A 23,392-nucleotide genomic window follows, 5' to 3' on the forward strand; every position below is an offset into this window, starting at 1 on the left:
CATTTTCTTTTTAAGAAATCGTCCGCAAGCTTTCGATTCGTTCTTGAACCGCTGCTTGTTTTTCTAAATAGTCTTTTTCCTTCGCACGTTCTTCAGCAACGACATTTTCAGGAGCGTTCGCGACAAAACGTTCGTTGGCTAATTTACCCTGTACGCGTTTCACTTCGCCGCTCCATTTTGCTAGTTCTTTTTCTAAACGTTTGATTTCTTCTTCAATATTAATCAAACCAGCTAACGGCAGATAAATTTCGGCACCAGTCAATACAGCAGACATCGCCAAGTCCGGCGCAATGATGTCACTTGCGATTACTAATTCTTCTGGGTTACAGAAGCGTTCGATGTAGCTAGTATTCTCAATCAGGAATTCCTCTACTTTCAGATCACTGGTTTTAATCAATAAAGTGATTTGTTTTGAAAGTGGTGTATTTACTTCCGCACGAATATTACGAACAGAGCGGATCAATTCTTTCAAGACTTCCATCCCTTTGGCAGCTGATTCATCGTTGTTTTCTGGATGAACTACAGGATACTCAGCAACAACTAGTGATTCGCCAGTATGAGGAATCTTCGCCCAGATTTCTTCCGTCACAAATGGCATGATTGGGTGCAGCAAACGGAGTGTTTGATCCAATACAAAAATCAAAATACTCTTAGTTGTTTGTTTCGCAGCTTCGTCTTCACCGTAAAGAATCTCTTTACTCATTTCGATATACCAGTCACAGAAGTCATCCCACATAAAGTTGTATAATTGACGTCCCGCTTCACCAAATTCAAATTGATCAAACAGATTGGTTACTTTCTCGATGGTTTCATTCAAACATGTCAGAATCCAACGATCGGCGACAGTCTTTTCACCAGAAAAATCAATGTCTTCCGCGGTAAAGTCTTCAACATTCATGATTACGAAACGAGAAGCGTTCCAAATTTTATTGATGAAATTCCAAGCCGCATCCATTTTTTCATAACTAAAACGAACATCTTGCCCTGGTGCTGAACCAGTTGATAAGAACCAACGTAATGCATCGGCACCATATTTTTCAATGACATCCATTGGATCAATCCCGTTGCCTAATGACTTACTCATCTTACGGCCTTGCTCGTCACGGATCAATCCGTGGATCAAAACGTTTTTGAATGGACGTTCATCGGTGAATTCCAAACTTTGGAAAATCATTCGGCTAACCCAGAAGAAAATAATGTCGTAGCCAGTAACTAATGTGCTTGTTGGGAAGTAGCGTTTGTAATCTTCGCTCTCTTCATTCGGCCAGCCCATCGTAGAAAATGGCCATAAGGCTGAACTGAACCACGTGTCCAAGACATCTGGATCTTGCTCCCAATTCTCGCTATCAGCTGGTGCTTCCATGCCTACATACATTTCACCAGTTTCTTTGTGATACCAAGCTGGAATACGGTGTCCCCACCATAATTGACGAGAGATTACCCAATCATGAACATTTTCCATCCATGTCATAAAGGTATTATTGAAGCGCGGTGGGAAGAATTCTACCGCATTGTCGGTCTCTTGATTTTTAACTGCTTGATCAGAAAGTGGTCCCATTTTTACGAACCATTGCGTAGATAAACGCGGTTCAACGACCACTCCGGTTCTTTCTGAATGTCCAACACTGTGAACCATTTTTTCAACTTTAATCAAACGGCCGATTTCTTTTAAGTCAGCGACAATCGCTTTACGAGCGGCAAAACGATCCATGCCGGCATATTTTCCAGCAAGCTCATTCATACTGCCGTCTGCATTCATCACATTCACTCGCGGTAAGTCATGACGGTTACCAACTTCAAAGTCATTAGGGTCATGGGCAGGTGTAATCTTCACCGCGCCCGTTCCAAATTCGCGATCCACATAGCTGTCCGCAATAATCGGAATTTCTTTATCAACTAACGGCAAGATTGCTGTTTTGCCAATTAAATCTTGATAGCGTTCGTCATCTGGATGAACTGCAATAGCTGTATCTCCTAGCATCGTTTCGGGACGAGTAGTTGCGATTTCCAATACACCGCTGCCATCCGTTAACGGATAAGAAACATGGTAAAAGGCGCCTTCTAAATCTTTATGAATAACTTCGATATCAGATAAGGCTGTTTTAGCTTGCGGATCCCAGTTGATGATGTATTCACCGCGATAGATCAGATCCTTTTCGTACAAAGAAACGAATACTTTACGAACAGCATCAGACAATCCATCATCAAGTGTGAAGCGTTCACGACCATAATCAAGCGACAGACCTAACTTCGCCCATTGCTCGCGGATATGTCCAGCGTATTCCTCTTTCCATTCCCAAACCTGATCAACAAATTTTTCGCGACCAAGATCATAGCGCGAAATGCCCTGTTCTCTCAATTTTTCTTCAACCTTTGCTTGCGTCGCGATCCCCGCATGATCCATTCCAGGCAACCATAGAGTATCAAAACCTTGCATCCGTTTTTGACGAATAATCATGTCTTGCAATGTTGTATCCCAAGCATGACCTAAGTGCAATTTCCCCGTTACGTTTGGGGGCGGAATAACGATTGAATAGGGTTTTGCTTGTTTATCTTCTGATGGCTTGAACAAATCTTGGTCCAACCATTTTTGGTAGCGACCCGCTTCGACTTCCTGCGGATTGAATTTTGTTGGTAAATTTTCAGTCATAGATGTTCCTCCTAATTAATTGTTTCGAAAATTATCTAAAACTTGCTTAACTAAATAATGACTCTTACATTTAGTGAGACTCACAAAAAAAGTCCTAGAACACAAGTGTGTTCTAGGACGTAAAATACGCGGTACCACCTAAATTGCAGAAAAATTTTCTGCCGCTCTTTCATGCCATAACGGGCATGTGCCGTGCGCTCCTACTTGATTCAGCTCGCAAAACTCCCAAGCTACCTTCCATGAGTCAAAGTGAAAATGTTTCAGCCAGGCATCTTCTCTCTAAGACTTCGTTGCTCATGTACTCCTCTTGATCATCGTATGAATCATTCTACAATGAAGTCAGAAACTTGTAAAGTCCTACTGTCCATCAAAATAGATCAGCGTCTGCAATTCTGATGTTAAATCAATATAATGTACATGAACATTTTCCGGAACCTTCAAGGGATCTGGCGCAAAATTCAAAATGGCAGTGACCCCATTGGCAACTACTTGATCAATCGCCCCTTGTGCATTTTGACTTGGAACAGTAGAAATGGCTACAGTAATTTTTTCTTTTGCCAAAACATCATTCATCTCATCAATTGAATAAACGTAATAGCCGCAAATTTCTTTTCCAACTTTTTCTGGATCATTGTCAAAAGCGCAGACAATATTCAAGTTTTCATTGCGGCGAAAATTATTATTTAAAAGAGCTTGTCCTAAATTACCGCAACCAATCAATGCAATCCGCTTTTCTTCTTTTGTTTCTAACATATCGCTGAAAACCTTAATCAGATCGCTAACGTCATAGCCGTAACCGCTGCGTCCAAGTTCACCGAAATGAGAAAAGTCTCGTCGAATCGTCGCGGACCCGACTTGCGTCATTTTACTTAACTCAGAAGATTTGACGCGGGTAACACCATTCTTTTCCAATCCTTTTAAACAACGCAAATACAAAGACAATCTTTTTGTCGTTGCTTTTGATAGTTGAGGTTTTTCAATTATCCGCTCCATGTTTGTTCTCCTTGTTCGTTTTAGGGTAATAAAAACAGTTCGTGCTTAGAACCACCCTGCCAAAGCAAAACGTGGAATCCACACCTTTGTTAATTACTTCACATAAATGATTTTAACATGGAAAAAAATCAATAACAATCTTTTGACAAAAAAAGAGCAAGAAAGTGTCCTTTCCTGCTCAAAAATTTTATAGTAAGTCCGCAAATTCTTCGGCTCTCTCTGCTTGTGCAGGAGTAATTTCTTCAATCTTAATTCCTGCTAAGCAACGTGCCATTAAGCCTTCAATATCAAAACGTTCTTCTAATTCCAAAACTTTTTCCAATTTAGGACGTGTCTTCGGCTGCGGCGGTGCAAAGATCGTACAGCAGTCTTCAAATGGTTGGATCGCCAATTCGAAAGTATCAATTTTTTCCGCCAATTCGATAATTTCTGTCTTATCCATCGTTACAACTGGCCGGATAATTGGTGTTGTTGTCACTTCGTTGATCGCTACCATGCTGTGTAACGTTTGCGAGGCTACCTGTCCTAATGATTCCCCATTAATGATCACTAGACCATGGCGCATTTCACGAATCGCATCTGTCAAACGCAGCATCATTCGACGTGTCAGTGTCATCCAATAGCCTTGCGGACTGCGTTTTTTTATTTCTTCCTGAATCTCTGTAAATGGGACTTCGATAAATTGAATTCCGCCAACATATGGGGTCAATTTTTCTGTTAGATCTTTAGCTTTTTGTAAGGCCTGCTCGCTAGTATATGGTGGGCTTGCAAAATGAACTGCTTCAATCTCGACTCCACGTTTCATCGCTAAATAGCCCGCCACCGGTGAATCAATCCCACCAGACAGCATCAACATACCGCGGCCGCTAGTACCAACTGGCAACCCGCCTGCTCCCTTGATCGTCTCATAAGAAAGATAGGCTGCGTCCTGACGAATCTCCACGCGTAAATTGATATCCGGACGTTTCATTTGAGCTTTGATTTCTGGGAAAATATCGATCACAGCGTCACCCAAAAATTGCTGCAAACCATGACTATCTAGTTCAAAGGTATGATCACTGCGTTTGGCCGTGATTTTGAATGTTTCTTTCCCAGTGTAAATTTCTTGCATGATTTGATGGGTCATTTGTTCAAGAGCATCCAAGTTTTTTTCAACCCGAATACTTGGTGAAAAATTTTGAATTCCAAAGACCTTTTTCAATTTTGGAAATACTAAGCGGCTATCTTCACCATTTAATAATATATGCATCCGATCACGATCCGCTTGAATTTTTAAATTTGGAAATTCACCCAGGGCGTTTCGAACATTTTGAGCGAGTCGCATGATGAAACTACGACGATTTTTCCCCTTTGTCGATAACTCCCCATAGCGCACCATAATTTCAGTATATTGCACAGTCATTCTCCTCATTCGTTTTACCATATTCTTTTCTAAACTATAAATAATCTGCCAGTCTTTTCACAAAACAATCGACTTTGGCGATATTCGCGTTTAATTTATCTTTGAAAATTTTTCGTAGAGATGGTTGATTATCACCATAAATTGTTCTGCTTCAGCCATCGTATTCGCTTCATCCAAACTTACACGAATTGCTGTAGTCGCAACATCGTGTGGAACATTCATGGCATGTAAGGTTGAACTGTCGACCTTTTTCCGACTAGAGCAGGCACTAGTAGTAGAAACAAAGATTTGTTTTTCTTCCAATGCATGAACCAATACTTCTCCACGTATCCCCTTAATACCGAACGTCAAGATATGCGGAGCAAAGTTCTCATCCCCAGAAAAAATCATTACCTTATCGTAACTGGCTAAGGCCTCTTTCAAATACTGGCGAATAATCGCTGTGTGATTAGGCCGTTCTGCCTTTCTCTCAAGATGTAAACGTAAAGCACGACTCATAGCTACGATTCCAGGAAGATTTTCAGTCGTCGCACGCTGCCCATTCTCCTGCCCGCCACCGTTCAATAATGGTGCTAATTTTCTGCCAGCTTTCCAATAAATGAAGCCAACACCGCGCGGCCCATGAAATTTATGTGCAGAGAAAGTGGCAAAATCAACACGTGGTGTTAACCATTTCGCTTGATCAACTTTTCCGATGGCTTGCACTGCATCCACATGAAAATGAATCGTTGGATAATCTTCCAAGATTTCACTGATTGCTACAATTGGTTGGATTGCTCCCATCTCATTGTTAACGCCCATAACAGAAACTAGAATTGTTTCAGGCCGAATCAATTCAGCTAGTTTATCAACCTGAACGAAGCCTTTACTATCAACTGGTGCGATACTGACCTCGAATCCAAGTTCGTTTAATTGTTGAGCTGTTCTGCTGACTGCTGGATGTTCAACACTCGAAATAATAATATGATTGCCATAGTCTCTTTTTTCGATTGCCGTTCCCTTCAAAACCCAGTTGTCGCCTTCCGTGCCGCCGCTAGTAAAATAAATTTCATTATCCTGAACACTCAAGAGCTCCGCAATTTGCTTGCGGGCCTGTTGCAGTAGACGGTTCGCTTGGGTTCCTAAGTCGTGCAGACTTGAAGGATTCCCCATGATGCGCTGGCTAGTTTTTACATATGTATCAAGTGCCGACGGATAAATTGCGGTCGTTGCACTATTATCAAAATAAATCATTATCTGACCTTCCTTCAAAAATTCTTTCCTATTATAGCGAGAAAGCCACAAGTCTTCAAGTATTCCTTACAAATAAGAAGAGTTTCATAAACTATCGTCAATAATTCGCAAAAAAAAAGCCGAGCAGGTCGCTCAGCTTAAACTAAATCTCGGTTATTGAAATAGAAATCTTCTATTCGTTTGAATGCGCCTGGTTCAACACGTTCTAACGCTGTACCAATTTCGTCCAAAGCATCTTGATAGCGATACTCTTTGTTAAACAACTCTAGACTATTTTCAATTGCAGTTTTGATGTCAGGATGTGTATGGCGATAACGATTCGCATATTGCATCATTTGTTCGGTCAAAGCTGCTGCATCAACTAGATCATAGGTCTTTTGATCCAACATTTCCATGTCTTCATCACAAAGGCTGACCAGTTTGTTGATGTCCTGCATGTTGATTCGAATCTTATTCAATGATTTGCTTAATTCCTCTACACGATCTGTTGCTACGAAGAAAAATTCTAAGTAGTCGCCTGGCAACCCAGGTAAACGCTGTTGTTCTACATAGCGTTTCAAATTACGTAAGCGGAATTCATATTTTTCGATTTTGGCAGAGGCTTCTTTTTCACCTTTGCGCAAATCGTGCAAGTCTTCGTCTATTTCAACTTGTTTGGTTTCGATATCGTCTAAGACTTTAAAAGCATCCTTATAAAAGACTTGAACCTCTGAATATGGCAGCTCATGTTTGTCAATCTGCGGTTCAATGTTGCGGTTGCGACGTTCTAATTCTTCGATCTCTGTTTGGAAACCGCGGGCACGTCCCAACTCATTATTATTCAATGCATAACTTTGAGAAGTATGATCCAATTCAACCATCAGCTGATGATTGTTGCGAGAAGCGTGAGCAATGTATTCACCAATCGTTTTACGATTCGTCGTAACATATTTTTTCGCTTCAAATTCTTTTTCTAGCGTTGCATATAGATCATCAATCAACTCAGCAGTTTCTTTGTTCGCTGTTTCCACTGTACCTAATTCAATTTTCTCTAAATCCTCTAATGAACGTTCCAAGTGTTTTTTTACTTGCCCTAAACGTTCTTCAAAATTATCTTCAGGTAGAACAAAATTTTCTGCCATCATCTTCTTGTAAGTTTTTTCTAACTCATCAATTTGACTTGGGAAAGTTTTTTCTAAATCTTCATAAATAGCTGGAACTTTTTGCATCATTTCTTGAACTTCATAGGTATGCTTCTCAGCCTCGTCTAGCACTTCACGGGCTTCAATCGGATCACCGGAGGTATTCAGAGTCACAAATTGTGTAAATTCGATTTCAACATTCTTCACTTGCTTTTGGATTTCCGGTAAAGCAGGACCAAAGTTGTCTTTCTTTTCCTTCATATCCTTTTTCAGTTCTTCAAAAACATCCAGTGCTTGTTGAACAGCTAATGAATTTCGTTCTTCTGTTTCACGCAATTCTTTCAATCCAGCGCGAATGCCTTCAACTTCTTCTTCCATCTCAGTCATCGTACGTTCAGCGCTTTCGATTGCTGATTTGCCCTTCATAAAACGGAAGGTTTCATTTTGGCTCTCAACTTCAAAAATTTGACTTTCTAATTCCGCAAAAGATTTTGTCGAAACGTCCGTCCATTTTTGATTCCATTCACGGAAAGTATTCTGACTTTGGCCGACAAGGTGCATTTTCTTCACTTCATCGACTTCTTCCACAACGGGAAGATCGAATAACGCTTCTTTCCTTTTATCAAGTTCTTTTAAGCGTTCTTGATTCTTTTTCTTCATCAGATAACCAATCAAGTATAAAACGGCAGCCAGTATGACTAAGCCGATAACGATCCCTATGATTACATTACTTCCCATGTATGATTTTCCTTTCAACTATCAAGATTCAGTTTATTTAATGGTCCACTATTTCCTGTTTTTGGCGAAAACATCTAACGTAGATTATAACACAAAAGACTTTTCTCTTCACTAGCTAGTTTCGAATTCGTTTTTTAAATGCCTATCGCACAGTCACTCCTCATACTAGCATTTTTTGGAGATCGCTTCAATTACTATAAATTTAAGAATATTGTAATTTTATAAAATTTTCTATTCGTGAAAGCGACGAATCCTCTTGAAATTGTACGACTTTTCAGATAATATTAAAGCCACATTAAAATAAGAGGTGATTAAAGTGAAAGTGATTAAATTTGGCGGAAGCTCAGTAGCTTCAGCTGAACAACTAAAAAAAGTCTTACAGATCGTTACTGACGACTCCGAGCGTCGTTTCGTGGTGGTTTCAGCTCCAGGAAAGCGAACCAATAAAGACAAAAAAGTCACCGACTTATTGATTCAATTTTACAATGCTGTTTTATACAAACATGAAACTGAAACGTTAATTCGCGAGATCGTTGCCCGCTACACAGAAATCGCAACTGAATTTCACGTAGATGACGATATTGAAAAAAAATTTACTGCTGAACTACAGCACTTGCAAGAAAATTTTAATGAGACAGATCCTTATGCCTTAGACAGTTTTTTAGCCAGCGGAGAAAACTTGAATGCACAATTAGTTGCTGCTTGTTTTCAAAAAGGCGGGACTAAGGCTCGCTACATTAATCCAAAAGAATTAGGTATCACCGTTTCCAACGAACCGCAAAACGCTCGGATTTTAGACGAATCCTATGAAAAAATTTATCAATGGCATGATTCATCAGAAATTTTGATCATCCCTGGATTTTTCGGCTACACGAAGGATGGACATCTTTGTACATTCTCGCGGGGCGGCTCTGACATTACCGGTTCAATCGTCGCAGCAGGTTTGAAAGTGGATCTCTACGAAAACTTTACTGATGTCGATGGTATTTTTGCTGCCAGTCCAAAATATATTCACGATCCAGAACTGATTGAATATGCCACATATCGAGAAATTCGTGAATTAACTTACGCAGGTTTTACCGTTTTTCACGATGAAGCGCTGATGCCGGCTTTTAAAGCACAAATTCCCGTCATCATCAAAAATACCAATAATCCTGAGTGTCAAGGAACCTTGATTAAGAAGTCCTTTGAAGATGAAACTCGGAATGAGGTCGTTGGGGTTGCCAGCGATGGCGGCTTCTGCGGGATTACTATCGGAAAATATTTATTAAACCGAGAAGTCGGGATCGTTCGGCGAATCCTGCAAATCATTGAAGATTTAAACATTGGTTTCGAACACATGCCTTCAGGAATTGATGACATCTCGATCATTTTAAGGGAACGTCAGTTAACTCGGGATATTGAAGCCGAGCTAATGAAACAGATAGAAGAACAGATTCAACCCGATCAATTGTCAATCGAACACGGGCTATCTGTCGTGGCGTTAGTTGGCGAGGGTATGCGAGAACGACCTGGCACTACTTCAGACAGCACTGCTGCTCTGGCACGTAAAAATGTTAACTTGCGGATGATTTCCCAAGGAGCTGATGAACGCAGTATCATCTTCGCGATTCGCAGCGAACAAGAACGTTTGGCCGTTCGTTCCCTCTACTATACATTCTTTGATTAACCATATATCCAATAAACCAATACTTAAAAAGGTAGCAAGTGCTGATTGGCACCAGCTACCTTTTTCGTTTTACCGATTTACTTAAGCTTATACTGTTTTTACTTATTTTCTTTTTCCAGCTCGAATTTCAATTAGTCGTTTAGCCAGATTGGCCCAATCGGTCGCTCTTGGAGGTGCTAACCACAAAATCTTTTCACTATGCCTTTTGTCGTACAATTTATTCAGATCAGTGATAACTAAATCGGTCTGATCATCAGCTACATTCGTTATGTTGATGACAAAATTTATAAAGAAAGACAAATTTCGAGCAATAAACTGATTGTACTGCTGGCCAAAAGAAAAATCGATACAGACGGAAAGCGGCTCGGATATCTCCTCCATAGGAATATACATAATAAAGGTAAGCAGATATTTGGAAAAAAGATAAATTCTGGCATCCAGCAAGTCTTCAGATTTTAAAAAGGACTGGTCTGACAAATATTTTTGGCAAAAAGTAAAATACTCAAAATAGGAATCTTTAAAAAATGTCATATCAAAACGCTCAAAAGAATAGAGTGTATTCAATGGAAAGTAAATTGCCTCATAGTGAATCCGATTAAAATCATTAAATACCTGAACCAACTTATCAGATGAATGGCTTCCCCAAGCATCAATAAAGGACTGGATCAATCGCTCATTTAAACGCGTAATCCGTTTCCCAATGAAAACTTTTTGATCAACCACTGAATCAAACCCTTGGTTCACGTAAAGCAGAGAAAGAATATCCTGACGATCTGCTTCCATCAACTCAGTACCAAAAGCTCGTTCCAATACAGCATTTAAGTGGCCAATTTTGTTAGGATAAGCAGCGGTCAAATTATCAATAATTCTCTGCTGATTGTTTTCATACGCGGCCCGTTCAAAACCATTTTTGTTTCGCATAATAGCAAGTGCTAGGTAATGCCGATACAGGCTCTTCACATTTTCTGCAAGGTTAAATCCTTCATGCTTTGACAGTTCTATTAATGAATCGTCCAAGCGTTGAATCAGTTCTTCCGAATAGAGAGTCAGTTGATTAGGATAGGCAAACTTGAAAATTCGAGTAAGCACCATTCTGAGATTGCACTCATTGCCTACCAGTCGATACTGTTTATCCAGTTCAATCCCATATGGCTTGAACTCTTTTTTTATTTGCTGGACTTGCTTATAAATATTCGTATAGCTGCTGTAATGGTCAAGCGCATAATCATTAACTGATTTAAGTTTGCCTTCAAAAATGGCCAGCAGGATCTCAAAGCCTTGAGAATTTCGCAAGTAGTTTTCTAATAATAAATCCGAAGTTGCTTGGTAAGCTTCTGTCAGATGAACCTCAAATTTGTCGATCTCCAGTTGGAAAAACTGATCAATTTGATAGGATTCAAAATCATGTATTAACTCACTCATTGTTTTATCAAAGAGAAAATCAGATAATCCCATTTGCTCCTGCAGATTAACTTTTAAGTACGAAAAATCGGTCGCTTCTTCTAAAAGCCTGATAATATCTATTTTCCTTTTATCATCTTTACTAATAAAGCTTTCTAATTTCATAACTAAACCCTACTTTTCTAACTTTCGACCATGAAGTACCACACCAGAAAGTAATTTCACTACTTGAACCAATTGATCTTCTTCTTCTCGATCTTGACCACCCGCACCATCCGATCTGCCATCATCTAATAGCGCGATTGCATTCGCTGAAAAAAAATCATCCGTAATGAACGTTCGCGGGTTCTTTTTTTTCTTCTTTTTCACTGGAGCAGGCGTCTTTTGCTTCAATGTTTCCGGTTTTGTTTCACTCGTAGATTCTACTGTAGAGGCTTCCGGCAGATTTTTCGAGCTGCTTTCCGCTTTTTCTTCTGGCGGTATTGGGTTTACTGCCTCTTGCGGATCAACAGGATTCAAAATTTGATTTTCGCCATAAACATTTTCACTGTCAATCGTTGAAAACAATGAAAGCAAGCAAACAACTGCTAAAGTGAACAGAATATTCTTTTTCATTCTAAGCCTCATTAATCGATTAAATTTTTTTGATTATCAGATACGTCACTGAAATTAGTCCCAACACAAGTAAAAATAAGGGCAGCACGATTCGTTTCAGATTTATTTGCTGTTTTTTCTTCAAAAATTTGGTTTCATTTATCTTCATCACTTGTTTCGTTTTATCTGACGACTGCTTCACAAGATTCGCTTTTACAATCACACGTTTCGTTGTGTAATCCGGACTATCGCAAGTAACTAGAGTTAACTGCGGCTTTTCAGCCGCAGCTAACTCTGCTAGATCCTTTTCGTCGACCACCTGTTTTTGATCGATCACATAATCATAATACTTCCCTAGATAGCTAAGCTGTATCTCTTGCCCCTTGCGCGCATTAACTAAATTACCAAAAAGTAGTTCTTGCGCACCAAGATGATGTCCTAATAAAACCAAATTTGCTTTTTTCAGATTTCTGTCAGGATACATTGACCCTACTCCATAAATCAGTTGTGTAGAATCAAGTCCAGCAAAAATCGGCAGCGCTATATTTAAATCAGCAATCTGAATTTCACCAATTGCTGACTGGTCGTTAGGTTTACTCAGTAAAACTTGATTAAGTGTCGGTGGATCAACACGCTTGAAGGGAATATCTCTAACTTCACTTAAGTTCGTTACCTGCGTGATTGAAGTTCTCGAATCCTTTGCGACAATAATGGTCGTTTTGAGCCATGGCAATGACACCATCAATACCCCTGTATAGAGCAAAATGAGCGCCAATCCTTTAAACAGCCTATTCTTCTTTTTGTTCTTCTTCATCTTTTTTCTTCTTTCTCCAAATGAACCAAAGAATAAATAGAACCAATAATAATAGAAGAATCCCTATTAAAACAAATATCCAGGTATTGTCTTTCTTAATCGAGACATCCTTTTTGTTCAGCTCTTTCGCTTTTGTTCCATCAATCGTGAAGTCTTTTTCCAGAATCCAACGATCTTTATAATGAACATCTTTTCCTCGAGTAAATTGACCATCCGTATTCTTATTTCCATAAGCAATTATTTTGATATGGTAATCCCCAGTTTTTAGCGGATCACCTTTGAGTGAGACCGGCAGACTGAAGGTTGAGTTAGGAGCAATTTGTAGTCCATCTTTATGTTCTGAATACAATACTTGCTTGTCGCCCTTTTGAGTGATTTCAGCATCAACAGCAACTTGATTGATATAGGTCATTCGATCATTTTGCAAATCAGATAAAATGACATTCCGCGCATTAATTTGATCTGGCTTAACCGTGTTCAGCACTAAATTAGCTGGGACTGTCTTTTCTGATTGGCGCATCAGTAAGGCAACAACAAAAGAATACTCATTTTTGATTGCCAGTCCCTTTTCATCTGATGAACTGTCTGTTTGAGCAGTGTCTTTTACTTCTTTAAAGGTAATTCCGCCAGCCATCACACCATCAAATGTTTCATTAGGCATGGTAACTTTGATTTTTACAATAGATTCTGTATGTGGTTTAAGTAAAACTTCTTTGGGAAGCTCTGTATAATTGGCCAAATTATATTTTAGGCTTTTATCTGCTTTGATTGCATTTTTGCCATATTCTACAACGCCATTGATATTAGTCGTAGCACTCGCAGTACTCATAGCTACTTTGACTTCTTTATCCGTATCATTACGTAAAACTGTCTCAAGGGTTTGTTGCTGCCCTGGCGTCATCGCCAGATCATAATAAGTCTTAGACTTGTCTATTTGGTTTTCAGGAATTGTTGGGGTTACCGCGAAATTAAACTCACTGGCATGGCTAATCAGTGCCTGCGTAAAAAGGGCAAGCATAATTAATAATAAAAAGGGCAGTATTCTTTTGATTTTCATCGTTCTAATCTCCTATGTATAGAGTAGCTAAAGCCATAAATTGAACAATTTATGGCTCTGACTACTATTTGTTCGTTCATTTTGTTACAGTACATAATCCAATCAAGACTATGATTTTGGCGTTGTGCTGCCATTTCCAGGTACATCTGTTAATGTCCAAACTAATTTTGTTGCGTATTTTTCTGCATATTTTGTTGTTGAGCCAGGAACTGTAAGATCAACAGATTGACCCCCAGTTGCTTCATCGGTACCCCAATCTAATAGGTATGTGCCGGCTCCTTCTTTATCTTTTGCAACCATCACGTCAGCTTCAGCACCTGTTGGATCTAAAGTAATTTTAGCCGTACCTGTTGGTTTTGCAGAAGCCGAATTTGTCACAACATGCCCGTTATTCAAGACTAGTTGAGCTCCAGTTAATTCAGCTTGTTTATCCTCTGCATGTTTTCCTTCAGAAAGAAATTGACCATCTTGTTTCACTTTTAATGTCCAACCTGTTTCTGTTCCGCGATTATCTGTAATTTGAACATAGTTAGGTCCTTTTTTAACGTCACCTGTCGGTTTGCCATCAGCACCTAAGATTTGGTAAGACTGCGCATCTGCATGGTATGTTTCATTTTGAGAAGTGATCTTTTGTTTGCCAAAGTAAAAACTTGAGGCAAAGTCAATTGATAAAGGTCCATTTGTTCCTGGATTAGGTCCTTCAGGATTTGTTGGGTCAGTCGGATCAACTGGCTTTTCTGGATCAGTCGGGTCAACCGGATCGGTTGGATCGGTGCTAGGGACATATTCGATTACTCCATTTGACTTGTATTCGCCCCCATTGTTTGCAGCAAGAGTGGCGATTGGTGCCGCGAACATTGAACCTAAGATCAAGCTTGACATCAATAAATTTTTACCTAATTTCATTTGTTGTATTCTCCTTTTTTACATGAACTTTTTTTAATTCTAGTTTCCTGGAACATCTTGCAACGTCCAATTAAGAGTTCCGTTGTAGTCACCCTTTAATTGTTTTTCTACAGGTACAACGAGGTGCAATCCGTATTCTTTATTCCAGTTGTCGCTAATAACTTGCGATCTACTGTCCTTATCACTTTTCTCTACTAATGCTGGTGTCGAGCCAATCGAAACTTTTCCGCCTTGATTTGTATAAACCAGCAACCCGCTAAGATCGTTATCAGCTGAGGTTAGCCCCGTTTTCTCACTTAACAGCAGCTGCCAATCACCAGCAGTTGCCCCTCTTGTATCAGATACTTCTAATGACCCGGTGATTTTGGGAGTCAGTGTCTGCGTTGAGGTAGTAATTTCATTCATGCCAAAATCAATTGCACTCGGTGCAGTAAATTCCAATGATCCCGCCACTTTTACTTTAAGTGCGGCTAAGAAATCAGCATCATGAAAAGTTAACTCTTCCGCAGGCTCAATATTTCCGACAGCATTGTTGATAGCTGGCGGATTTGATATTTCGGCCTTTCCAGCATGATCTCTTAAGAAAATTTGTAAAACATCATTTTTCTTCAGGTTATCTGGTAAGGTCAAAGTAAATTTTCCAGAACTGTCTGTTTTGGCAGTCAGCCCTGTTTCTTTGCCATTTAATGTCAAGCTGACATCGGTATTTGATTCACCAGTTCCTTGTAATTCCTTGGTTCCGGGTGCAATCGTTGTCGCGTTGCCAACTAATTTAGCCGGTTTTGTCGGTGTTACGTCATAGGTTAGAACCGAATCTGTTTTGATATCTTCTGGTCGGCTCTGATGAATCCATTTTCCTTCATACTGCCCTGACCAAGCTTCTAACACCTTCATGGTATAGCCCGCTTTAAGAAAGTCTTTGTCTGAGGAATCAATTTTAAACATACCAGCTCGCGCCGGATCCCCGTAGACACTCATTGCCGAACCGACTGACGTTCCTTGAACTTGGCCGACCTCTTTGCCCGTTGTATCATAAATACCAATTTTTAGCAGAACCTCATTGTCATAGGCATCGCGAATTTCGCCTTTTGCTTCTGGTACTGAGGCATGGGCATAAATATATTTATCTGCATTCGTTGGTACACGTAAGTCTTCAATTACAGCCGCTTGATTATTTGCCATCATCCGCGAGTAATTTGTTAGTTTTCCAAACTCACTAGACATCGTTGCACTGGACGAAGAATCCAAATTTGCCAGATCCGTCCCCGACAACTTATAGTCAACCGTGAACCATTGCCTTGTCGGAGTACCGTTCAAATCTGATCCGGCATTCCAAACAGCTAAGTCCGCCTTATTACTTTCAAATTTTGAACTGGCACTTGATTCAATGATTCTCCCCCCGCCAGAACGACGATTGGCAAAATCAAAATACTTCACTTGGTTCATCGTGAAATTCAATGCCCCAGCATTAAAAGTTCCTCGACCAGCTGTATTTGTCGCACCCCGCGTAACGAAATACGTTCCTGGATCTGCGACAATATTCATGGAGTACGTTTTGGAATCAATCGCGGCGCCATTTTTAGCATCAATTAAGACAGAAGAATTTTCATCTTTCAAATTGAACTCGTTATTGGCTCCAGCGGTGTAAAGGATCCCCTGATTGCCGGCATCAACGCCAGGGTCATTGGGCGATCCATCCCCTTGGTTAGTAACGATAAAATCTGACCCGCCGGAAACATTTATTTTATTATTCCCGCCATACATTCGAATGGCTGGGGCATTTCCTGCGGTTTTATTTACTTCAATGGAAGAATGATCTTCTACATTAAAGGTCATATCACCATCTAATCTAAAACGTAAAGTGGCTCCCAGTGTATTGGATTGCCCATCGGAAATCAGCTTGATTTTTCCTTTGTTTTTGACATTGAAGGAACCGCCCTTACTTTGAAGCAATAATGCGGGCGCTTTTTGTGAGTGGCTTTCAAAATAAGCCCCATCAGAAACATTCATCGTTGAGTTCGCTGCATTAAAAATAAACAGCCCGCCGTCTTCACCGGTATAGGCAATATTCCCTTCCATCAACAGTTTGGTTCCCTCATCTCGAATCCAAAAATCGGTTTGTCTTTCAACTTTCCAAACTTGTCCGGAAATACTCCCTTTATCACTATTCGTTTTAACGATCGAACCTTTTTCAATAATGATTTGGCTCCCATCGCTGGCAGCAACTTGATTTTCATAAAAACGGATCGCTGTGGAAGTCACTTGAGATTGATTGGTAATTGTAAAGAATTTTGCAATTACGCCTCCAGCAATCGCTGTATCACGATCGTAAGTCAACACGACTCCATCAAAGACGACCGTCCCAGTATTCATATCCGCGATACCAGCATGATTGCCCGGACCTGAACTAACTGTTCCCATTAGAGTTAGTTTTCCTTCACCTTCGGCTAAGTTACCCACTCCCGTTCCCGTGAATTTCAAATCTTTAAGTGTCAAAGCACCAGTATCCTTAATATCAAAGTCATACCCTTTAATATCAAGCTGATGGTTGCCAAAATCAACAGCCACCCCATGATCAACTTTTGGCCCTGTTGAACTTGCTGTCAGATCCGTTGTTACAGTAATTGCCGTAATATTCTTATTCTGCACAGCTGTCTTCAGTTCAGCCCAAGTGTCTACCGATTCAGCGGCTTTTGTACTTTTGGCAAGATCTTGTATTCTGGGTGTCACTGGATCATTTTCTTCATTTGAATCTGTAGTTCCAGCAGGTTGATCACTGGTAGTACTATCGGTCGGCTCTGCTTCAACCAACTCAAGATTTTCTTTCGATGGTAAGCTTTCCGAGGAGCTTGTTGATACTGTCGAACTGGAATCTGTGGTCAAAGGCGGCGTAGGCTCAGAAGACTCTGTTCCAGAAGTCTTTTCAATCTGCGTTTCTGTAGAATCCGATTGATTAACATCAGCAGCAGCTAACACCGGAATACTCAGCAGCAGACTAGCGGAAAGAACGATACTTGCTATCTTACTAAACACTACAAATCTCCTCCTTTTCTATTTTTCAAAACAAAAAATTACTCATACACTAATTCTCAGGAATATCATTAAGCGTCCACGTTAAGCTCGTTTTATACGTAACCGCATCTTTAGGCGTACTTCCAGGTACGCTTAAAGACACTGCTTTCGTAATATTGTAGCTTTGCTTAGGCAAGACACTTTTACTAACAAATGGTTCAACTTTCCCCCAATATTCATCCCAAGTTCCTGATCCTATTCCTGATTTTGCTGTCAGTACTAGTGAAACAGCTCCGGCTGGATCAACGTGGATAGTGGATGCGGCATCCGGTTTCAGCACACTTCTTGCGTTTGATTTCAATTCTGGATCTGCTAACGTAATTTGAGCACCTAATAAATTATTATGCTGCACTTTTTTCTCAGCCATAAATTGTCCATTCTGCGCTACTGTTAGAGTCCAACCACCATTTGTTCCACGATTATCCGTCACTTGAAGATAGTTGGGCGAGTCTGAATGCCCATTATAGTGCTGTGCCATAGCATAGTAGGTTTCATCTTTATTGGATATTTTATTTTTACCAAAATCAAAACTCGAGACATAATCAATCGATAGCGGACCTGCTGTTCCTGGTTCTGGTTCACCGCCGGGTTCAGTCGGATCCACTGGATCAACCGGCTTTTCTGGGTCTGGATTTTCCGGATCAACCGGCGGTGTTATTTCATCATTAGGAACAAACTCAACAATCCCATTTGAATGATACTCTTTTGCTTCAGCTGTAGGAGCGATCGCCGCAGCTGAGATACTTAACATTGCGAAACTGAAAAGTGCTAGATATTTCATGTAATGACACACTTCCTTTTATCAAAAATGCAGCTTCGCAAACTATGGATTTTCAGAACCGTTATCTGGAGTAGAAGACAATGTCCACGTCAACTCCGTACTATATTCCTTAGCCAATTTAACTGTCTTACCTGGGACTTCCAGTTTGACGGCATCTTTGGCAGATGCTTCGTCAGAACCAAAACGATAAACCCAAGTACCGGCACCTTGACCTTTTGCAGCATCCACAACGTTAGGAACTTCTGTCCCCGGAACAAGAGCAACTTCCGCTTGTGCAGTTGGTTTATATTTGGCATCGTCTATATTGGAAGCAACTTCTGCTTTAGTGAATTTCAAACTTGCACCAGCCAGTTCATCTTTGTCAGCTGTCATAAATTGAGCATTTTGTTTTAAAGACAGTTTCCACCCTGCAAGAGTCCCGCGTTTATCAGTGATCTGAACATACGTAGGTCCTTGTTTAGCAGCCCCCGTTGGTTTGCCTTCTGAGTTTACTGGTTGAATTTTTTCAGTAGCGGCAGCGTAAGTCTCATCTTTCGTTGTAATTTCCTGTTCACCAAATTTGAAATTGGAAACATAATCAATGGATAGTGGACCCGCAGTTCCGGTTGGTGGTTGTTCTGGATCAACTGGGTTTTCTGGATCCGGATTTTCTGGATCGACTGGCGGATTTGGTTTTTCACTAGCTTTAAAGCTGACCGTCCCTTTAGAATTGACAGATTGGGGCAGTTCCACTGCTTGCGCGGTCAAAGTTGAAGCGCCAATACTTAGTAACAATCCAGCTGTCGCAAAAAATAATGTTTTTTTCATGATTTCCGATCTCCTTCTATTCTTTTATTTATTAGCAGAATTGAAAAAACAGTAAAAATAACAAGTGTTCCTATTATTTGAATCATTACATAACGTTGATCACCCATGGGTGGTATTACTTGATGTCCCGAGGCAGAATAATTTGGCGACTGTTCATTTCCGGCAATGGCGGAATGATTTGACGATTGCCCATTGTCGTTACCAGGTCTATCACTATGGGTATTATTCTGATTCTCAGATTCACTGGGATAGTCATATTTTCCAAAGAAAGTGGCTTCGCCATGCGAATGGTAGTCATGAGATTCCGCGGCATTAGTCACTGTTATAGGAACTACCAGTAAAGCAAACAGCACTAAACCGATAAAAAATTTTCTTGTCATGTCTTTTCTCCTTTCAATTCTTGTTCACAGCTTAATGAAATACGCGTAGTGAACTGAGAGAATAATACAATAGAACCATGATCGTTTCTATTTTATTTTTTCTATAAACAAAAAATAAAAAAACAACTTATTCACCCACATATTTCATCGAGGACAATTTTACACCTCAGAAAAATAAATAGAAACTAGAATGTTTTTTTGTTTTTTTCACATAATTTTAAAGTTGTCCCTGTCTCAATTTTTTTTTGTAAAAAGTGATCATTCCATTCTCAAAAATTTAAAATCGCTTTTTTTTACGCATGAATCAACAAATCTTACTGTAAAAAACGGTATAAATCATGGCAAAAAAATAAAAGGTGCCGCGAAATAGTTTCTCTCGCGACACCTTTATTCTCAATCAATGACTATCCTTGCTTCCTACTAAAGACCAATTGATGGAATTATTTTCTTTGTCTATCCAACTCTCTTTTGATCAACGGTTCTGGTGCATATTTTTCCTGCCAATCATCCGGTTTCATGACTTTATTCGTGATCGGATGGTAGCGTGGCTTGCCATCAGGGAAAAGTTTTCCCATGTTGGCACGATGAACGATCTCAAAAATTGGTTTGGGATCGACACCGATTAAAGCAAATGAGCCATAAGTAAAATAAAGCAGATCCGTCAACGCATCAACTTCTGCTACCAGCGGATCTTTCACAGGTTCTGCTTTAGTCAAAACCTTTTCCTTTGCTTGCTCGATGCTCTGGTGAAGCCGTTCAACCAAATCATTAAATTCGACTTCATCACCTTCTGCTACACCATATAAAAATTCCACAATTTCCTCAGCCTTGAATCCAGCTCGAAAACTTCCTCGTTCTCGCGAAAAAGCTTGCGTTTTTTTAGGCGGCGCTGGCGCAAACGTCTCATGAAATTCTCTTGCCATTTGATATAGTTCGTCCATTATATACACCTCATACTCATTGGTTATTACTAACTTATCGTCTTTGATCCTTCAGCTAGTTTTGTGAAAGGAAAAAAGCTACAAGAAATTAAATTATTCCGAAATGCTTCATTGCTTTATAAATGCCGTCATTTTCATTGGTTGCGGTAACATAATCCGCTTGGGTTTTAACCTCAGTGAGAGCATTTCCCATGGCCACGCCGATGCCGACCTTTTGAATCATCTCGATATCATTGTAGTGATCGCCAAAAACCATGACTTCTTCTATCTTAATTCCTGAAGCCTCGGTAAATTCTAAAATACCGCGATACTTCGAGCCGTTCTTTGGAACGATATCGACAGAGTAAGGGTTTGAGCGTTGGAAAGAGCAATCCGGCAGCAGTTCTTGTAAACGTTCTGCTTCAGTTTCAGCACTAAAAAGGACACATTGATAAATGGGTTCCGCTAAAATTGCTAATTTTTTGTAGCGGCCTTTTTCACGATTAGGGCTAAAGGACTGCAACAGTCTTCTTGCTGGTCTTACAGGGAACCATTTAGGCATCCACCCTGCTATTTTTTTAAGCAAAGAGTTTTGTGACCATTTCATTAAATGACTTCCATCAACGCGGTCACGACCGCCAAAAATAATTTGCCGATGCTCATCATCGGCAAAATTCACGATTTGCTGTAGTGTTTCCTCAGCAAAGGAACGCTGATAGATATCTTTCTGCTTGGTATACACCAGCTGCCCATTGTACATAACAAAGACATCTAATGGCATTTGCTCGATCCGCTCTTCGATTTTTACCGGACCTCGGCCAGTCGCAACGCCACAAAGAATCCCCTGTTTTTGGGCTAAGCGAACGGCTTCACGTGTACTATCCAGTACCTTTGAATCCTTCGTGATCAAGGTTCCGTCAATATCAAAAAAAATAGCTTTTATCATGGCACTCCCTCGTTTAAAATAAATCAATTTGACTTGGATTCAATCCTTCGTAATCCAATTGAAGAATTTTTTTTAACTGCATCGCATTATCAGCGGCATCTCCGCCGGAATTATTGTTAAATATGACACCGACTTGATCAGAGTCATTTGCAGCTTGCTGAATTTTTTCGCCTAATACTTTCAGCTCAGCTTCATTATAACGGTACAACGTGCGCTTCTTGCGCCAATCCCCAGTACGATCATTCCAATAAGCTTGATTCCTGCCGTGAAAACGAAATAGGCTGAAACTCTTGTTGGTCACCGTATTGTCTAAAGGAACCGTGTCTGGCAGCTGCGGTTCATCCACCATCACCAAACTAAAATTCAGCTTTCGCATCAACTGCTGGGTCTTTTCCAGAAACCCTTTAGCATACCAGCTATAATCCCGCAGCTCGATTGCCATTGGTAAATCGGGAAATAATTCTCGCAGTGTTTCTAAATACCCAACATTCTTTTTCGTACACTTAAATTGTGCAGGAAATTGAGCTAAAAAGCAAAATAACTTTCCGCTTTCGATCATAGGCTGCAGTGTTTCTAAAAAATGCTCCTGCATCGCCGCCATTGAAGGATAGCTATCCTGCCATTTACTTTGCCCAGTAAATCCGGCATAGAGCTTCACAACAAATCGAAATTCTTCCGGAACTTGCGCCAGCCAATTTTCGACGGAGCTCTTACTGGTAATCCCATAATAATTTGTATCCAGCTCTACCAAGGGCAGGTAACCAGCATATTCATACAAGGAAGAGGTCTTCTTACCTGTCAAACTGCTGTGTTCATTAAAAGAAGTTAATCCAATTCGAATCATAGTATCCTAGCCTCCACTTGTTTCATAGTATACAATAAACATAGCAAAAAATTAGCGAAAATGCGCAAATAACGAATGGAGTAATGAAGATGAAACGTATTTTGATTTTACATACAGGCGGAACAATCTCGATGAGCCAAGACGCTGATGGTGCTGTACGCCCGGATAAAAAAAATCCTTTATTGGCGGCAGGTCAAGAATTGCGACTGCCCGCGGATATTGAATTGATCGTGGAAGATTTTTCTAACCTTCCTTCTCCCCATATTACGGTTGAGACCATGTTTCAATTAAAGGAACGAATCAAAGCTGCGAAAAAAGAAGGTCTCGACAGCGTAGTCATCACCCATGGAACAGATACCTTAGAAGAAACGGCCTATTTTCTTGAAATAACGATTGGCGATCTGATGCCGATCATCTTAACTGGTGCAATGCGCTCCATCAATGAATTAGGCAGTGACGGCCTCTACAATTTTGAGTGTGCGATTCGTGTCGCCGCTTCAGACAATGCTGTCGGTAAAGGTGTTCTTGTTGTCATGAATGATGAAGTCCATAGTGCACGTTATGTAACCAAAACACACACGACCAATGTCGCAACTTTTAGAACACCGACTTTAGGGCCAATCGGTCTGGTCACAAAATCAAAAATTCTTTTCAAGCAGGAATTACCTAAAGCAACGCATTATGATATCGACAGTTACGATGCGATGATTCCGATCGTAAAAGTTTTTGCTGGAATGCAGGGAGATTTCTTCAAAATCCTTGACCAAGGGATCACAGTTGATGGACTCGTAGTTGAAGCATTAGGTGCTGGAAATTTGCCGCCGCAAACGTTGCCGCCTGTTTACCATCTATTAGAAAAAGGGCTGCCGATCGTTTTAGTTTCTCGCTGTTTTAACGGGATCGCTGAACCGGTTTATGATTATCATGGCGGCGGAATTGAATTAGCACAACATGGTGTGATCTTCTGCAACGGTATCAACAGTCAAAAAGCTCGTTTAAAACTATTAATCGCATTAAATGCCCATTTATCAAAGGCAGAACTAAAACAATTTATGGAAGAATAA

Annotated in this window: 19 protein-coding genes and 1 other annotated feature; of the genes, 2 read left to right on the forward strand and 17 right to left on the reverse strand. The window is 40.2% G+C overall.

From position 1 onward, the window contains the following. Positions 1 to 10: 10 nt before the first annotated feature. The 5 genes from I585_RS06150 to I585_RS06170 all read right to left on the reverse strand — a co-directional run bounded on the left by I585_RS06150 (position 11) and on the right by I585_RS06170 (position 8,137). Positions 11 to 2,650 (reverse strand): valine--tRNA ligase, encoded by a 2,640-nt coding sequence (locus I585_RS06150; protein ID WP_010743250.1) that lies wholly within the window; start codon positions 2,648 to 2,650, stop codon positions 11 to 13. Between the two features lie 110 nt (positions 2,651 to 2,760). After that, positions 2,761 to 2,974: a binding site (T-box leader), on the reverse strand. Between the two features lie 33 nt (positions 2,975 to 3,007). After that, entirely contained in the window at positions 3,008 to 3,643 is a 636-nt protein-coding gene (locus I585_RS06155; protein ID WP_010743249.1) for a redox-sensing transcriptional repressor Rex, read from the reverse strand. Positions 3,644 to 3,830: 187 nt separating this feature from the next. Then, entirely contained in the window at positions 3,831 to 5,039 is a 1,209-nt protein-coding gene (gene thiI, locus I585_RS06160) for a tRNA uracil 4-sulfurtransferase ThiI (RefSeq protein WP_010743248.1), read from the reverse strand. Between the two features lie 96 nt (positions 5,040 to 5,135). Further along, positions 5,136 to 6,278 carry a cysteine desulfurase family protein gene (locus I585_RS06165; RefSeq protein ID WP_010743247.1) on the reverse strand — a complete coding sequence of 381 codons (1,143 nt, stop codon included), beginning with the start codon at positions 6,276 to 6,278 and terminating at the stop codon, positions 5,136 to 5,138. A gap of 137 nt (positions 6,279 to 6,415) precedes the next feature. After that, complete coding sequence (locus tag I585_RS06170) at positions 6,416 to 8,137, reverse strand: septation ring formation regulator EzrA (protein WP_010743246.1); 1,722 nt, start codon at positions 8,135 to 8,137, stop codon at positions 6,416 to 6,418. Positions 8,138 to 8,453: 316 nt separating this feature from the next. Here I585_RS06170 and I585_RS06175 point away from each other — a divergent pair, with 316 nt between their 5' ends. Further along, positions 8,454 to 9,806, forward strand: coding sequence for an aspartate kinase (locus tag I585_RS06175; RefSeq protein WP_010743245.1), 1,353 nt, complete (start codon positions 8,454 to 8,456; stop codon positions 9,804 to 9,806). 102 nt (positions 9,807 to 9,908) lie between these two features. Here I585_RS06175 and I585_RS06180 read toward each other — a convergent pair whose 3' ends face one another. The 12 genes from I585_RS06180 to I585_RS06235 all read right to left on the reverse strand — a co-directional run bounded on the left by I585_RS06180 (position 9,909) and on the right by I585_RS06235 (position 22,328). Continuing rightward, positions 9,909 to 11,372: a helix-turn-helix domain-containing protein gene (locus tag I585_RS06180; protein ID WP_010743244.1), complete on the reverse strand. Its 1,464-nt coding sequence runs from the start codon at positions 11,370 to 11,372 to the stop codon at positions 9,909 to 9,911. Positions 11,373 to 11,381: 9 nt separating this feature from the next. Further along, positions 11,382 to 11,822: a hypothetical protein gene (locus I585_RS06185; protein ID WP_010743243.1), complete on the reverse strand. Its 441-nt coding sequence runs from the start codon at positions 11,820 to 11,822 to the stop codon at positions 11,382 to 11,384. A 19-nt stretch (positions 11,823 to 11,841) separates the two neighbouring features. Beyond that, positions 11,842 to 12,615 (reverse strand): class A sortase, encoded by a 774-nt coding sequence (locus I585_RS06190; RefSeq protein ID WP_034708428.1) that lies wholly within the window; start codon positions 12,613 to 12,615, stop codon positions 11,842 to 11,844. Then, on the reverse strand, positions 12,590 to 13,672 hold the full coding sequence (locus I585_RS06195; RefSeq protein ID WP_010743241.1) for a WxLIP family cell surface protein: 1,083 nt from the start codon (positions 13,670 to 13,672) through the stop codon (positions 12,590 to 12,592). Before I585_RS06195 ends, I585_RS06190 begins: the two co-directional genes overlap by 26 nt. 108 nt (positions 13,673 to 13,780) lie before the next feature. Continuing rightward, positions 13,781 to 14,578, reverse strand: coding sequence for a WxL domain-containing protein (locus I585_RS06200; protein ID WP_010743240.1), 798 nt, complete (start codon positions 14,576 to 14,578; stop codon positions 13,781 to 13,783). A 39-nt stretch (positions 14,579 to 14,617) separates the two neighbouring features. Further along, positions 14,618 to 17,611: a pectate lyase-like adhesive domain-containing protein gene (locus I585_RS06205; protein ID WP_010743239.1), complete on the reverse strand. Its 2,994-nt coding sequence runs from the start codon at positions 17,609 to 17,611 to the stop codon at positions 14,618 to 14,620. A gap of 49 nt (positions 17,612 to 17,660) precedes the next feature. Further along, positions 17,661 to 18,431: a WxL domain-containing protein gene (locus I585_RS06210; RefSeq protein WP_010743238.1), complete on the reverse strand. Its 771-nt coding sequence runs from the start codon at positions 18,429 to 18,431 to the stop codon at positions 17,661 to 17,663. A 42-nt stretch (positions 18,432 to 18,473) separates the two neighbouring features. Continuing rightward, positions 18,474 to 19,238: a WxL domain-containing protein gene (locus I585_RS06215; protein ID WP_010743237.1), complete on the reverse strand. Its 765-nt coding sequence runs from the start codon at positions 19,236 to 19,238 to the stop codon at positions 18,474 to 18,476. Continuing rightward, entirely contained in the window at positions 19,235 to 19,618 is a 384-nt protein-coding gene (locus tag I585_RS06220) for an EF2685/EF0750 family sortase-dependent surface protein (RefSeq protein WP_010743236.1), read from the reverse strand. Before I585_RS06220 ends, I585_RS06215 begins: the two co-directional genes overlap by 4 nt. 440 nt (positions 19,619 to 20,058) lie before the next feature. Further along, positions 20,059 to 20,559, reverse strand: coding sequence for a pyrophosphohydrolase domain-containing protein (locus I585_RS06225; protein ID WP_010743235.1), 501 nt, complete (start codon positions 20,557 to 20,559; stop codon positions 20,059 to 20,061). A gap of 88 nt (positions 20,560 to 20,647) precedes the next feature. After that, a complete protein-coding gene (locus I585_RS06230) occupies positions 20,648 to 21,484 on the reverse strand; it encodes a Cof-type HAD-IIB family hydrolase (RefSeq protein WP_010743234.1) in 837 nt (278 codons plus the stop codon). A 13-nt stretch (positions 21,485 to 21,497) separates the two neighbouring features. Then, positions 21,498 to 22,328 carry a DUF72 domain-containing protein gene (locus I585_RS06235; RefSeq protein ID WP_010743233.1) on the reverse strand — a complete coding sequence of 277 codons (831 nt, stop codon included), beginning with the start codon at positions 22,326 to 22,328 and terminating at the stop codon, positions 21,498 to 21,500. An 89-nt stretch (positions 22,329 to 22,417) separates the two neighbouring features. Here I585_RS06235 and I585_RS06240 point away from each other — a divergent pair, with 89 nt between their 5' ends. Continuing rightward, positions 22,418 to 23,392 carry an asparaginase gene (locus I585_RS06240; RefSeq protein ID WP_010743232.1) on the forward strand — a complete coding sequence of 325 codons (975 nt, stop codon included), beginning with the start codon at positions 22,418 to 22,420 and terminating at the stop codon, positions 23,390 to 23,392.

It is taken from the genome of Enterococcus malodoratus ATCC 43197, assembly GCF_000407185.1.
In the GTDB taxonomy this organism is placed as follows: domain Bacteria; phylum Bacillota; class Bacilli; order Lactobacillales; family Enterococcaceae; genus Enterococcus_A; species Enterococcus_A malodoratus.